General features: G+C 69.9%; 11 protein-coding genes. 3 read left to right on the plus strand and 8 right to left on the minus strand.

Annotated features, from left to right (window positions below; translation table 11 throughout):
* Positions 1-3: 3 nt before the first annotated feature.
* Complete coding sequence (locus tag HF024_RS05130) at positions 4-1,368, minus strand: hypothetical protein (RefSeq protein ID WP_168688873.1); 1,365 nt, start codon at positions 1,366-1,368, stop codon at positions 4-6.
* 137 nt (positions 1,369-1,505) lie between these two features.
* Here HF024_RS05130 and HF024_RS05135 point away from each other — a divergent pair, with 137 nt between their 5' ends.
* Both HF024_RS05135 and HF024_RS05140 read left to right on the plus strand, forming a co-directional pair.
* Entirely contained in the window at positions 1,506-3,983 is a 2,478-nt protein-coding gene (locus HF024_RS05135) for a glycosyltransferase (protein WP_168688874.1), read from the plus strand.
* A 2-nt stretch (positions 3,984-3,985) separates the two neighbouring features.
* Entirely contained in the window at positions 3,986-4,975 is a 990-nt protein-coding gene (locus tag HF024_RS05140) for a glycosyltransferase family 2 protein (RefSeq protein ID WP_168688875.1), read from the plus strand.
* Here the strand turns inward: HF024_RS05140 and HF024_RS05145 are convergent.
* Genes HF024_RS05145 through HF024_RS05165 form a run of 5 tightly spaced genes read right to left on the minus strand, consistent with a single transcriptional unit; the run spans position 4,950 to position 10,931 of the window.
* A complete protein-coding gene (locus tag HF024_RS05145; protein WP_168688876.1) occupies positions 4,950-6,608 on the minus strand; it encodes a DUF2142 domain-containing protein in 1,659 nt (552 codons plus the stop codon). The genes HF024_RS05140 and HF024_RS05145 overlap by 26 nt on opposite strands.
* A gap of 25 nt (positions 6,609-6,633) precedes the next feature.
* A complete protein-coding gene (locus tag HF024_RS05150; protein WP_168688877.1) occupies positions 6,634-8,223 on the minus strand; it encodes a DUF2142 domain-containing protein in 1,590 nt (529 codons plus the stop codon).
* Positions 8,224-8,229: 6 nt separating this feature from the next.
* On the minus strand, positions 8,230-8,607 hold the full coding sequence (locus HF024_RS05155; protein ID WP_085369123.1) for a DUF2304 domain-containing protein: 378 nt from the start codon (positions 8,605-8,607) through the stop codon (positions 8,230-8,232).
* A gap of 2 nt (positions 8,608-8,609) precedes the next feature.
* Positions 8,610-9,344 (minus strand): glycosyltransferase family 2 protein, encoded by a 735-nt coding sequence (locus tag HF024_RS05160; protein ID WP_168688878.1) that lies wholly within the window; start codon positions 9,342-9,344, stop codon positions 8,610-8,612.
* A gap of 30 nt (positions 9,345-9,374) precedes the next feature.
* Positions 9,375-10,931 carry a DUF2142 domain-containing protein gene (locus HF024_RS05165; RefSeq protein ID WP_168688879.1) on the minus strand — a complete coding sequence of 519 codons (1,557 nt, stop codon included), beginning with the start codon at positions 10,929-10,931 and terminating at the stop codon, positions 9,375-9,377.
* Positions 10,932-11,022: 91 nt separating this feature from the next.
* On the opposite strand from HF024_RS05165, the gene HF024_RS05170 reads away from it, so the two are divergent.
* Positions 11,023-12,894: a hypothetical protein gene (locus HF024_RS05170; protein ID WP_168688880.1), complete on the plus strand. Its 1,872-nt coding sequence runs from the start codon at positions 11,023-11,025 to the stop codon at positions 12,892-12,894.
* Between the two features lie 6 nt (positions 12,895-12,900).
* Here the strand turns inward: HF024_RS05170 and HF024_RS05175 are convergent, their stop codons facing one another.
* Complete coding sequence (locus HF024_RS05175; protein ID WP_168688881.1) at positions 12,901-13,098, minus strand: hypothetical protein; 198 nt, start codon at positions 13,096-13,098, stop codon at positions 12,901-12,903.
* 8 nt (positions 13,099-13,106) lie between these two features.
* Positions 13,107-13,748 (minus strand): hypothetical protein, encoded by a 642-nt coding sequence (locus HF024_RS05180; RefSeq protein ID WP_168688882.1) that lies wholly within the window; start codon positions 13,746-13,748, stop codon positions 13,107-13,109.
* Between the last annotated feature and the right edge of the window lie 54 nt (positions 13,749-13,802).

Genomic DNA, 13,802 nt, shown 5'->3' on the forward strand with positions numbered 1-13,802 from the left:
CGTTCAGCCCTGCGGGATGAAGAGGGAGGCGATGAAGACGACGCCGCCGACGCCCGCCATGATCCAGCGCGGAACGGGACGCTTCGCCAGCAGCAGGGCGGCGCAGGCGAGGAAGAACGGGATGAGCGAGATGCCGTAGCGCGCGGGCGGCGGATCGGGGTATGTGCCGAGGGCGGCATACGTCACGATCGACAGCAGCGGGGCCGAGATGACGGCGGCGGCGAACGTCGCCCACGCGACGGCGGCACGGCGGCCGCCCCAGCGCGCGACCATCAGCAGGCCGATCACGCCGGCGATGGTGACCCAGGCGACCGCGTAGTTCGAGATGAGGCCGGGCCCCTTGAGGAAGGTGGTCGTGTCGCCGACACCGCGGGCCGATCCGTCGATGAAGAGGCCGGACTGCAGGATCAGCGACGTGATCCCGAGCGGTCGCACCTTGCCCATGTCGGGCGCAGGGCCGACCGCGGAGACCGAGCTGTAGACGGTCCAGGCCAGCTGCAGGACCATCGAGACGACCACCGAGACGATGCCCGTGATGGTCCGGCCGTCGGCGAACGTGCGGCTGATCCAGCCTGCCCGGGATGTGCGGGTGCGGTACGCGTCGATGCCGGCGCGGATGATCAGGAAGAACACGGCAGCGGCGACGGCGGCGAGGTTCTGCACCTTCAGCAGGGTGACGAACGCGGCGCCGGCGGCGAACCACACGTATCCACGTCGACTGTCCGCGAGGGTGGCGAGGTACAGCATCAGGCCGCCGGCGAACAGCGCGGTCGCATCCGTGCTGATGTACGTGTTCGACCAGTACGCGGGCAGCGAGCCGATCATCAGCAGCCCGACACCGGTCGCGGCCACCGGATGCACCTTCAGCCGCCGCAGCGCCAGATAGAGGAACAGGGCGGCGGCGGCCAGCCAGAGCGCGCCGACGAACCGTCCGGCATCCACCAGGTCGACGCCGAGAAACACCAGCGGCTCGGCCAGGATGCGCGTGATGCCGAAGTACAGCGGGGTGTAGATGTACGCAGAGGTCGCGCCGTGGAACGGGAACAGCTCGGCGTTCTTCGCGTTGGAGAGGTCGCAGCGCGCATCCGGGCTCGGGGCGAGCAGCCGCAGCCCGCGGCAGCCCAGCTGCTGGCGGGCGTACGTGCCGGTCGGCTCTCCGCGGTTCACGGTGAGCTGGTGCCCCATCTTGGCGAAGTAGTCGATGTAGACGTACTCGTCGACCGGGGAGACGCCGCGGTGGCCCGGCACCTGCACGATGCCGACGAGCAGCGACGCGATGATGAGCACGGCGGGCGCGATGGCGCTCCGCGAGAACACGCGCGCGAAGAAGCCGCGTCGCCCCTCGGGGGCTATCGACTCGGTTTCCATGCTGATGTGAGGCCTTACGCTCGTGGGCGGCGAACTGCGCCAGCTTAGCAATCGGTCGCTGGGAGGGGCGGACGACGCGGCCGCCAGAGCACGCCTTGGTAAGCTGGCGGGCGCACACGCCCATGCGAAAGGACCGTATGCCTGCAACGCGTCACGGAGTCGTCTCGGTCGTCCTGGTCAACTTCAGGGGAACCGACGACACGCTCACCGCCATCGAACACCTCGGCCGCCTGGACTGGCCGGCCGACTGTCTCGAGATCGTGGTGGTCGAGAACGCCTCAGGCGATGACAGCGCCGCGCGCATCCGGTCGGCGGCGCCGCACGTGCTGCTCATCGAGTCGAAGACGAACCTCGGGTTCGCCGGTGGCTGCAACCTGGGCGTGAAGGAGGCGAGCGGCGAGTACGTCGCCTTCCTCAACAACGACGCCAAGCCGGATGCGGCCTGGGTTCGTGCCGCCGTCGAGCGGTTCGAGTCGAGCCCGTCGGTCGGCGCTGTCGCCAGTCGCGTGCTCGACTGGGAGGGCCAGAACGTCGACTTCATCGGGTCGGCGATGACCTGGTTCGGCCAGGGGTACAAGCCGCTCACCGCCCAGCCGGTGCCGAACACCCCGGATGTGCCGCGCGACGTGCTGTTCGGCACGGGATCCGCGATGTTCGTCCGCCGGTCGGTGTACGACCAGCTCGGCGGGTTCGACGAGCGGTACTTCATGTTCTTCGAAGACGTGGACCTGGGCTGGCGGCTCAACCTGCTCGGCCACCGCTACGTCTACGAGCCCGCATCGCTGGCGTATCACAAGCACCACGCATCCATGTCGTCGTTCGGCGCGTTCAAGGAGACGTACCTCCTCGAACGGAACGCGCTGTTCACGCAGTACAAGAACCTCGGAGACGAGGCGCTCGCCAACGCGCTTCCCGCGACCCTCGCGCTGACCGTCCGCCGCGGTGTGGCGAAGGGCGGGCTCGACTCGACCTCGTTCGACCTGCGGAAGGGCGCGTCCAACGACCCGACGATGGAGATCTCGAAGGAGACCGTCGCCGCCGTCTACGCGATCGACCAGTTCGTCGAGCACCTGCCGTCGCTGGTGGAGTCGCGCGAGCAGATCCAGCGCAGCAGGGTCGTCTCGGACAGCCGCATCTGGTCGCTGTTCGGCGAGACCGACGCCCCGTCGTACACGGCGGAGCACTACCTCGAGGGCTACGACAAGCTGGTCACGGCGTTCCCGGTCACCGAGACACCGGATGTGACCCGCGTGCTGGTCATCACCGGCGACCCGATCGGCGTCAAGATGGCGGGCCCGGCGATCCGGGCGTGGAGCATGGCGGAGGCGCTCGCGAAGGACAACCTGGTGACCCTCGTGTCGCTGTCCGGCGTCGAGCCGGTGTCCGCGCCGTTCGACATCGTGCACATCCGGCCGGGCGACGACCGTTCCATGCGCAAGCTGGAGCGCGAGAGCGACGTGATCGTCTTCCAGGGCCTCGCGATGGCGCTGTTCGACAGCCTGCGCAAGACGGACAAGATCATCGTCGCCGACGTCTACGATCCGATGCACCTCGAGCAGCTCGAACAGGGCAAGGAACTCGGCCGCGAGCAGTGGGACAAGCAGGTCGGCGACGCGACGGACGTGCTCAACGAGCAGCTCGAACGCGGGGACTTCTTCCTCTGCGCCTCCGAGCGCCAGCGGCACTTCTACCTGGGCCAGCTCGCCGCGCTCGGCCGGATCAACCCGGCCAACTACGCCGACGATCCCGACCTCGACCACCTCATCGACGTCGTTCCCTTCGGCCTGTCCGAGACGGCGCCGGTGCACGAACGGGATGTGCTCAAGGGCGTCCTCCCCGGGATCGGCGCCGACGACAAGCTCCTGCTGTGGAGCGGCGGCCTCTACAACTGGTTCGACCCGAAGTCGCTCATCACCGCCGTCGCGAAGCTGTCGGAGACGCACGACGACGTCCGCCTGTTCTTCCAGGGCACGAAGCACCCGCATCCCGGCGTGCCGGAGATGGCGATCGTCGCGGAGTCCCGTGCCCTCGCCAGCGAGCTCGGCGCGCTCGACACCTCGGTGTTCTTCAACAGCTCGTGGGTCGACTACGCCGACAGGCAGAACTACCTCACCGAGGCCGACGCGGGCGTCAGCACCCACTTCTCGCACGTCGAGACGACGTTCTCGTTCCGCACGCGCATCCTGGACTACCTGTGGGCAGGGTTGCCGATGGTCGTCACCGCCGGCGACCACTTCGCGCAGCTGGTCGAGGAGGAGAAGCTCGGCGTCGTGGTCCCGTCCGGAGACGTGGATGCGCTGACCGCCGCCCTCGAGACCGTGCTATACGACGAGAAGTTCATCGCGGCGGCCAAGCGCAACATCCAGCGGGTGCGCAAGCGCTACTTCTGGAGCGTGGTGCTCGCGCCGCTCGTCGACTTCGTCTCCGACCCCCGGCACGCGGCCGACCTGGTCGCGAAGGGTGTCGTCGGGACGGGCGGAGCGCCGCGCAAGGCGACGACCAGGCGCAAGAAGCACGGCGTGCGACACGATGTCGGCCTGTTCTTCCACTACATGAAGAACGGCGGGCCGGCCGTCGTCGTCAAGAAGGTGCGGAGCAGGCTGGGGAGACGCTGACCGTGACCCGTCCGGTCTCCGTCGCGCTCTGCACGTTCAACGGCGCGACATACATCCGCAGGCAGCTGGCGAGCGTGCTCGCCCAGACGGTGCCTCCGACGCAGCTGGTCGTCTCCGACGACGGCTCGACGGACGCGACCATCGCGATGGTCGAGGAGGAGCTGCGGGCGCACGAGGCGGCGACGGGCTGGAACCCAGAGGTGGTGCTGCTGCGCAACGAGACGCCGCTCGGGGTGACCGCGAACTTCGAGCAGGCGCTGCGCGCATCCACCGGCGAGCTGATCGCCCTGTGCGACCAGGACGACGAGTGGGAGCCGCGGAAGTTGGAGAAGCTGGTCGCGATGTTCGACGCGCGGCCGGGACTCGGCTTCCTGCACACCGATGCGCAGCTGATCGACGACGACGGAGCCCCGACGGGCGGCACGATCTTCGGAGTGCTCGAAGTGTCGGAGGAGGACAGGCAGGCCGTGCACTCCGGACGCGCGTTCTCGGTGTTCGTGCGCCGCAACATCGCCACGGGCGCCACGGCGATGGTGCACCGCGACCTGGTGGCGGCGTGCGCGCCGTTCCCCGCCGAGTGGGTGCACGACGAGTGGCTGGCCATCCAGGCCGCAGCACGCGACAGGCTCGACCTGAGCGAGGAGCCGCTGACGCGCTACCGGCGGCACGCCGCCAACCAGATCGGGGCGGGCGATCCGACCATCGGCCACAAGATCCGCCGCGTGCTCGGCGCCCGCGGTGACCGCAACCGGATGCTCGCCGCGCGCTCGCGCATCCTGGCGGACAGCCTGCGCGGTGCGGTCGACGTCGACTCGTCGAAGGTGGCGCTCGCCGAGGAGAAGGCGGCGTTCGAGACGACGCGGGCCGAGCTTCCGGCGAACAGGGTGAAACGGTTCGTGCCCGTGCTCCGGCTCGCGGCGGGCGGGGCGTACCCTCGCCTGGCGAGCCAGGGCTGGATGGATGTGGTCAGAGACCTGTTCCAGCCGGCGTGAGGCCGGCGGCGGGTGCGGTCTCTTCCGTAGGTTGCACGGCATTCACAGGTACAGCATCCACCGGCTCGACGTCGTCCTCCTCGGAGCGCGACCACGCGGAGACGTGCAGCAGCAGCGCCGCCGCCAGCACGAGCAGCACGGCGAACAGGGCCAGCCACAGCCAAGTGCCGCCCGGAGGCGTCCACGCGGACTGCCCGAACAGGTAGGTGCGCATCGAGCCGTTGGAGCCGACCGCGTAGCGGCGGAGCGTCGACTCGAAGGCCCAGAACTGCGCCCCGGCGGCGCCGACGGCCACGATCACCGCGATGCGCCGCCAGGCGTATGGCGCGCGCACGAACGCCGTGTCGCCGAGCAGCGCGGCGAGCCCGACGATGAGGCAGAGGAACAGCGGCAGGTTGTACCTGCCCTGCCAGATCATCCCTCCGCCGTGGATGTACGCGGCCTGCACCAGCGCGGGGCAGAGCAGGAAGGCGGCGACGAGCAGCCACGCGACCAACAGGCGGCGACGTCGCAGCACGACGACGGCGCCGACCACGATGGCCCCGATGGCGAGCCCCCAGAGGTAGAGCACCACATCCGGCGCAGGGGTGTCGAGCCAGCCGAACAGGCCGACGAGGCCCTGGCTGTATCCGACGGTCCCGATGAACACCTTCTGGAAGCCGACGAGTGGCGACGCGCCGATGCCCGGGAAGGAGAGCGCCTGATCCGGATGCTCGATGGCGTTGGCGAGCGAGTTGGTGCCGACGGTCCAGAGCCCAGCGGCGATGGTGCCGGCGGCGACGACGGCGATGAGCACGATGACGGCGCGTCGTTTGAGGAGCGCGACCAGCGCATCCCGGTCGGCGAGCAGCAGCAGAGGCACCACGAGCGCGAGCGCCACCCACAGCGGTGAGAGCCCGCGCGCGTTGACCGCGACGACGGCCCCGGCCATCACCACGACGGCCCGGCCGGTGAGCCGGGAGGCGTCGGGGGAGAGCGTGATCGCGAGCATCCCGCAGAAGACGGCGAGGGTCGCCGTCGCCTCCAGGGCGCTCGGGTTCACCGAGCCGCCGAGGAACAGCAGCATCGGCGTCACCGCAACGGCGAACGCCAGCAGCGGCAGCCTGCGGTTGCGCATCGTGGCCACGATGGCGAACGCGAGGGCGGCGAACAGCGTGGTCAGCAGGCCGCTCAGGATGCGCATGGCGTAGATCCCCGACGCATCGTGGAAGACCAGGGACGGGAGCCCGACGACGGCGTAGTAGAGCGGGTTGTACAGCCCGGCGGTGGTGGGGGCTTCGACGCTCTCCCACGGGTCGGCGCTCGGCGTGTACGCGCAGTTCGCCGTGACGGTCGGGTTGAACGCGAAACAGGTGACGGCGTGCGATTCGGCGATGTAGCGCGGCACCGTGACGATGTGGCCGGCAGGGGACGGCGTCCCGACGAGCTCGCCGCGCACGACGCTCGCGGCGCGCACGATGTGGGCCGGCTCATCCGGGGAGGCGGACGGCGGGGTGGCGAACACCCAGGCGGTCGTGAGCGCGAAGAGCACGGCCCACGCGACGAAGAACGGCTTCAGCGGGATGGAGCGGCGTCTCGGTGCCTGAGCGGCGGCGGGCGCGACCGTGCCGCTTCCCGCCTGTGGGTTTCCCATGAGGCAAAGGTATCGGACCGGACGGTCAGACCGCGGCAGGCTCCTCCGTCGGGGCGAGGCGCGCATCCACACGGGCCACCCGGTCGATGGACCGCAGCACCAGCCAGCCGGCCACCACGACCACCGCCGTGAGCACCAGGAGCCCCAGCAGGTTCCCGCCGGGCGGCGCCCAGGCCGGCGTGCCGAACAGGAACTGCTTGAGCGAGCCGATCGGGGTCACCGAGTATCGCCGCAGCGTGTTCTCGAAGGCGTAGACCTGCCCGAACGCCAGCACGATCACCACGAGCCAACCGAACCGCCGCCAGATCGCGGGGGCCCGTTCCACCCGGATGCGCCGGCCGAGCACGACCGAGAGTCCCACCAGCAGGCAGAGGAACAGCGGCATGTTGTATCTGCCCTGCCAGATGATGCCGCCTCCGGTGATGTACGCGGCCTGCACGATGGGCGGGAGCAGGATGAAGGCGCCGAACAGCACCCAGGCGAAGACGAGCATCCGGGAGCGGAGGAGCACGAGGGCGGCGGCGAGCAGGATGCCGACGAGGGCCGACCAGATGAAGAACACCTCGGGAGGGGCCGGCGTGTCGAGCCAGCCGAAGATGCCGATCAGGCCGTGGCTGTACTCAGTGGTGCGCACGAGGGTGATGAAGAAGCCGCTCAGCGGGTTGGTTCCGACGCCGAGGAAACTCTGCGGCGTCTGGTCCGGGTTCTCGACGGCGTTGTAGAGCGAGTTGGTCCCGACGGTCCAGGCCAGGGCGGCGATGGTCGCGAGCACGACGCCCGCCGCCGCGGCGATCACGGGCGGTCGCCGGAGCAGCGCGACGACCTGCCGCCACGGGACGAGCACGAACGGGATGAGGATGGCCAGCAGCACCCACAGCGGTGAGAGCCCGCGGGTGTTGACCGCGACCGCTCCACCGGCCAGCACGATCATCGCGCGCGACAGCAGCCGGGAGCGGTCAGGGTCGAGCACGGCCGCGATGATGCCGACGAAGACGGCGAGGGTGGCCGTGGCCTCGATGCCGTTCGGGTTCACCGAGCCGCCGAGGAAGAGCAGCATCGGGGTCACAGCGACGGCGAAGCCGAGCAGCGGGATGGCGCGGCGCCGCATCCCCCACAGGATCGAGAACGCGAGCGCAGCGAACAGCGAGGTGACGATGCCGCTGACGATGCGCATCGCGTAGATGCCGGAGGTGTCGTGCAGGAGCAGCGTCGGCCAGCCGACCAGCAGGTAGTACACCGGGTTGTAGAGCCCGGCGGTGGTGTACGAGGTGGTGAGGGCTCCGGGGTCGGTGAGTGGGGCGAGCCCGCACTCGGCCGGACGCTCCTGGTGGAAGGCGAAGCAGGTGTCCAGCTGGGTGCGCGCCACGTACGCGGGGACGGTGACCCGGTGGCCGTCCTTCGACGGCGTTCCGATGAACTGGCCGCGCGCGACGCTCGCCGCCTTGACGATGTGCGCAGGCTCGTCCGGGGATGCACCGATCGGGGTGGCGATCGCCCAGCTCGCGCAGAGGGCGGAGAGCAGCACCCAGACCACCAGGAAGGCGCGCCAGACCCTGGGCCGGTCGCCGGGGAGGGTGGATGGGCCGGCGGTCGGCATGCTGGCGGTGGTGCTCACCCTGCGCTACTCCTTTTCGTCGCTGAGTGCGGCGATGCGCTGCTCCAGCTCGGCGATCCGCAGCTCGTGCAGGGCGCTGCGCTCTGCGAGGGTGCGGGTCTTGCTCTCGAGGGTGGTCAGTTCGGAGCTGTGCTGGATGCAGACCAGGAACAGCACGGCGATGCTCACGAAGAACACCAGGTTCACCGGAGCCCCGACGCCGATCAGTCCGGCCGCCCAGTCCAGGATGGTCGGGAAGACGCCGATGATCAGCGCGAGCACACCGGCGATGAGCCACCAGATCGCGTGGCGTTCGCGCATCCGGCCGCGGCGCAGCATCTCGATCACCACAGCGAGGGTGAGGAGGGCGGCGAGGATTCCGAAGATGTAACTGGTGATCGACATGGTCAGGCCGTTGCCGTTTCCTTGATGGCGGTGCGGGGGCGCATGAGCGCGACGAGGAGGGCGATGAAGGCGCGGGCCAGGTAGACGGCCGCCTTGAGCGGGTTGTGCGACGGCTGGCCGCCTGCGCGGGGACGCATCGAGGTCGGCACCTGGGCGACGCGCAGACCGCCGCGGGCGGCGATCACCAGCGCCTCGATGGTGTCTCCGAGGTATTCGGCGGGAAAGGAGTGCGCGAACAGGGCGATGGCGCGCGGACCGGCGGCCTTGAAGCCGCTGGTGGTGTCGTTGAGGCGCGTCCGGACGACGCGGCTGAGGACGGTCGAGAGCACGTTCATGGCCCAGCGGCGCGGACCACGGACCTCGTAGTCGCCTTCGCCGGAGAAGCGGGCGCCGATCACCAGGTCTGCGCCGTCGAGGGCAGCGATCAGGGACGGCACGTTGCCAGGGTCGTGCTGACCGTCCGCGTCGATCTGCACGGCGACGGAGAAGCCGTTGTCCCTCGCGAACTGGTAGCCGAGGCGTAGTGCTCCGCCGACCCCCATGTTGAACGGCATGGATGCGACCAGGGCCCCCGCCTCCTTGGCGATGCGCGCCGTGTCGTCGGTCGAGCCGTCGTCGACGACGAGGCAGGTGACGCCGGGAAGTTTGGCGTAGACCTCGGCGACGACGGCTGCGACGGATGCCTCCTCGTTGAAGGCGGGCATCACGATCAGCGTCTGGGAGAGATCGAAGGGCATGGAAGTCAACGTACTAGATCGGTGTGGGCGTCAGAGCTGGTGCGACCGGCCGGTCGGGAGCTCGGCTGTCGGTTCGATATTCTCGCACGTCCTGCTGAGCGCCCTGATCAGGAACCAGACGGACAGCCCGGTCGCGACGGCGAACACGACGGCGACGGTCGGCCATCCGCCCGGCGGCTGCCACTGCGGCGCCCTGATCATGTCGATCCAGGTGAGGTTCGGCTGCAGCCCGGTGACGTACCGGCGGAGCATCCACAGGAACGCGGCGAGCTGGCCGATGCCGAGCAGCACGACGGACACGCGCATCACGGCGGTGAGCCGCCTGTCGGCGGCCGGCAGAGCGCGGTCGAGCCCGATCCCGGCGAGGATCGCGAGGAGCACGGCGGGTGCGATGGTGTACCTGCCCTGCCAGATGTATCCGGCGTCGTGGATGACCGCCGCCTGCGAGAACGGCGGCACGAACACGATGGCGAGGCCCAGCAGGAGCGCGCCGATCTTCACGGGGCGGGGGCCGAGAGTCGCGCCGAGCAGGATCACCATCCCGCCGATGCTCGCCCACACGGCCACGGAGAGCGCAGGCGCCGGGATCTCCAGCCAGCCGAACTGGGCGATCCAGCCGACCATGAAGCTGAACGTGTTGTCGATGGTGTTGGAGAATCCCTGCCACCAGCTGCTGCCGGCTCCCACGGGCGCGTACCCGGGCGTCAGCGACCGCGGCCGCAGGTAGAACAGGGTCGCCGCCACGGCGACGGCGCCGATCAGGACGATGCCCACCCAGGTCAGCCACGACCGGAACACCGTGCGCAGCACGTCCCGCCTGCCGAGCAGCAGCGCGATCACGAACGCGAGCGCCAGCCACAGCATCGCGATGCTCCTGGTGTTCACCAGCAGCAGGCTGACCACCACGATGCCCAGGATGCGCAGCACAAGCCACCGCCCGGCCGCCGGCGTTCCGAAGGTCAGCAGCAGCAGCGCGAACGCCGCGGCGGAGGCCGCGACCTCGATGCCGTTCGGGTTGAGCGTCCCGGAGAGGAACAGCACCATCGGGGTGACGCCCACCGCGAGGCCGCCGAGCGCCCAGCGGGAGCGGGGGAGGCTCTGCAGCGCCGTGAAGGCGAGCGCGAGCAGGGCGGAGCAGAGCAGCGCGTTCACGAGCCGCATCGCGTACAGCCCCTTCGCACCGTCGAGGAACGCGGTCGGCCAGCCGACGAGCACGTAGAAGACGGGCGTGTTCACGGTGGTCGACGTGTGGCCGGTGGTCGGCGCATCCGGGTTCTGGATGGGGGTGACGCAGGAGGCCGTGACGGCCACGTTCCTCTTGAAGCACGGCATGTGCGACTCGAGCTTCGCGAAGTAGGTGGAGACGGTCTGGTCGATGGTGCCGGGGATGGTCTTCGACTCCGGCCCCCAGAGCTCGCCGTGCGCTGCGGCGTTGGCGCGGATGGCGTGCGCAGGCTCGTCCGGGCTCGCGCCGGGAGGGGTGGCGATCGAGAAGCTCGCCATCAGGAGGAACAGCAGCCCGAAGGCGATGCCGAACACGGTCAGCGGGCGGCGAGCGGGGCGGATGTCCCCGTCGTGCTGGGTCATGCACCGTCCTGTCGTCGTCCGGATGGCCGATGGCCCGGTGGTGAGGTAGGTTCGGTTCTCGAACAACCGGGTTCCATCGGAGAGGAACACAGTGGACGATATCACCCGTCGCCCCGCGTCCCGCTGGTGGGTGGCCGGTGTGCTGCTCGTCTTCGTCGCGGCCGGGCTGGTCGTCGTCGGGGCCGGCTGGACCGTGTGGGTGCTCGCCGCTGCCGCCGCCCTCTGCCTGGCCACGGGCGTCGCCGCGTTCGCCGGCTGGAGCCTCGGCGTGGTCTCCGCCATCGCCGTCCCGCTCGCGGTCGAGGCGTACGGCATCCGGATCTTCCACAGGATCGGGCTCGGCGTCTTCACCGGCAACCTGCTCGTCCTGGTCGTGATCGCGCTGGCCGGGCTGGTGCTCGTCGCGCTGAGCGGCGACCGGATGCGCCTGCCGGGCAGAGCCGTCTGGTGGGGCGTCCTCCCCGCGGCCGTCGTGCCAGCGATGGTCGGGACGGTCTTCGCGATCCTGCCCGCCCTGCGCGACGGCAACGCGCTCTCCTGGGCGATGCGCAGCGACGCCGTCTGGAACCTGGTGTCCGCCCGCTTCCTGCTCGACGACCGCGGCCTGAACCCGTCGCTGCACCCGAACTCGTCGCCGATGACCGCCATCCTGCTCGCGGCCGGCATGGCGCCGGGCCGGGCCGGGGCGAAGACGACCGAGCTGTTCCACCACGACATCGCCGCGATGGCCGGGGTGTTCGCGCTCGCGACGGTCATCACGAGCCTGCTCGCCGGCCTGGTGGTCGCGCAGCTGGTGCGGCCGGAGCATCCGGTGTTCCGTGCGATCGGGGCCGTGCTCGGGTCTGCGCTGATCGCATCCTGGTTCGTGGCAGGCTTCTCGTTCGAGTTCGGCTTCTACAACGTAATGCCGACGGTCGCCTGCCTGCTCGGCAGCTGGCTCGCCTGGCGGGCAGCACCACGGGCTCCTGTGGTGGCCGTCGCGCTGCTGCTGGCGATGACGACAGCGCTGCTGGCGCTCTGGGCGTTCCTCGCCATCGTGCCGCTCGCGCTCGCCGCGGTGGCCGCCATCCGGCTCATCCTGCGCCGCCCCCGGTCGTTCGGGTGGCTGTCCTGGACGATCCTCGCCGTCGCGGGCGCCCAGCTGCTGGTGTATGCCGTGCTGGTCTCCCTGCGCGACCTGCGCCGCGACCAGGGCGAGCTGGCCCAGGGCGGCTCGATGGCACCGGTGACACCTGCGCTGCTGTTCATCCTGATCGGCCTGGCGGTGGCGATCACCGCGGTCACCGCCCACACGGCGGGAGGACGCGCCGACCTCACCGGCGTCGTCACGGTGTCCGCCGCGCTCGCCGGGCTGTACGCCTACCTCGGGACGCAGGTGCAGGCCGACGCGTACTGGTGGGGCTACTACCCGGCGAAACTCGTCTGGTTCGGCGGCATCCTGCTGCTGGTGGTGGTGATCGGCCTCGCGCTCGACCGGCTCTCGCGGGTCGACCTCGCCGTATGGCCCCGGGTGGCGGCGACGGCGGGCGTGCTCATCGCCGTCGTCGCGATCGCGGCCAGTGTGCTGCCCAAACCGCCGACGCTCGGCGCACTGGTGCCGTACGGCGACATCCTCGCGGGGGAGGGTGTCGCCTCCGGAGACGACGTGCTCCCGGCGATGTTCGCCCTCGACGACCCGACCGACGCCAAGAACATGCTCGTCGGCTATTACGACTGGAAGGCCGACGGCTTCGCCAACCTCTGGCTCCTCGGAGCATCGGCGACCAGCGGCACCGACCCGATCCGCCCGTATTCGTACTACCTGGACGTCCGCTCGCTGAAAGACGTCTGCTCGGCGGTGAAGGCGTGGGACGGCGGCGTGACGATCCGCACGAGGGACGAGACGCTGCGGGCGAAGCTCGCGGCGACCTGCCCCGGCCTGGATGCGACGGTGCTGGTGGGGCGCATCCCGGTCAGCGGGTGAGGTCGGCTACTCCGACGGACCCCGCAGCGCGTTCACGATGAGCACGACGGCGAGCGTGGCGACGGCGATGATGCCGCCGAGATTGAGGAACGGCCCTCCACGGTTCGCGCCGGAGTGGTCGCTGAGATTGAGGACGATGCCGACGATCGTCAGAATCGCGGCGGCAGCCAGGGGGATGAACCCGAACCGATTGCGGCGCAGCATCGACCTGCTCATTGGGCCCAGCAGACGAACCCGGCGAGGGCGAGCTCCACGCCTGTGCCATTCCGGGAGCACTGTTCGATCGACCAGGCCGAGTAGTTCCCGATTGCACCCCCGAGAGCTATCGCGCCTCCCGCTATCGCACCGATGCCGCTCAGGCCGCCGATCGCTGCGGCGATGTACGCGGCGTTCGCTCCGCCTTGGAGTGCGGTGACCACTGTGGGCGTCACGCACGAGTTCAGCCGGACATGCGTGCCCCAGATGTCGATCCATACCCGGGACTCGCCCCGGCACGCGGCACGGCTGGCGTGCGTGGGGAACGAGCGCGGGCCGGCATTGACCACGATTCCTCCGGTGTCGGCGACACCCTCGGCCCAGCTGGTGGCGATGTCGTTCGGAACGCCGGCGTCGATGGCCAGCGCGAAGTCGAAGGTTCGCTGTCCGTCGATGGATCTGTCGGCGGCCAGCAGGCCGTCTGCGCTGCTCAGCAGTCGCGCGTACTCTCCTTGGACCGCGGGCGACCATTCTGCGTGATCGCCCGCGGCGAGGTCGATGTGTGCGCTGACTTCACTCGCCTGCGCGGGGCTTCCGATGCCGATCACGGCGAGGGTGGCTGCTGCGGCGATCGCGATAGCGGTGAGAGGAGATTTCATGCGGCTTCCGTTCCTGGCGTTGGGCCTCGTTGCCCACTACAGCCAGGTTAGCCA

The organism is Leifsonia sp. PS1209 (genome assembly GCF_012317045.1).
Taxonomy (GTDB): Bacteria; Actinomycetota; Actinomycetes; order Actinomycetales; family Microbacteriaceae; genus Leifsonia.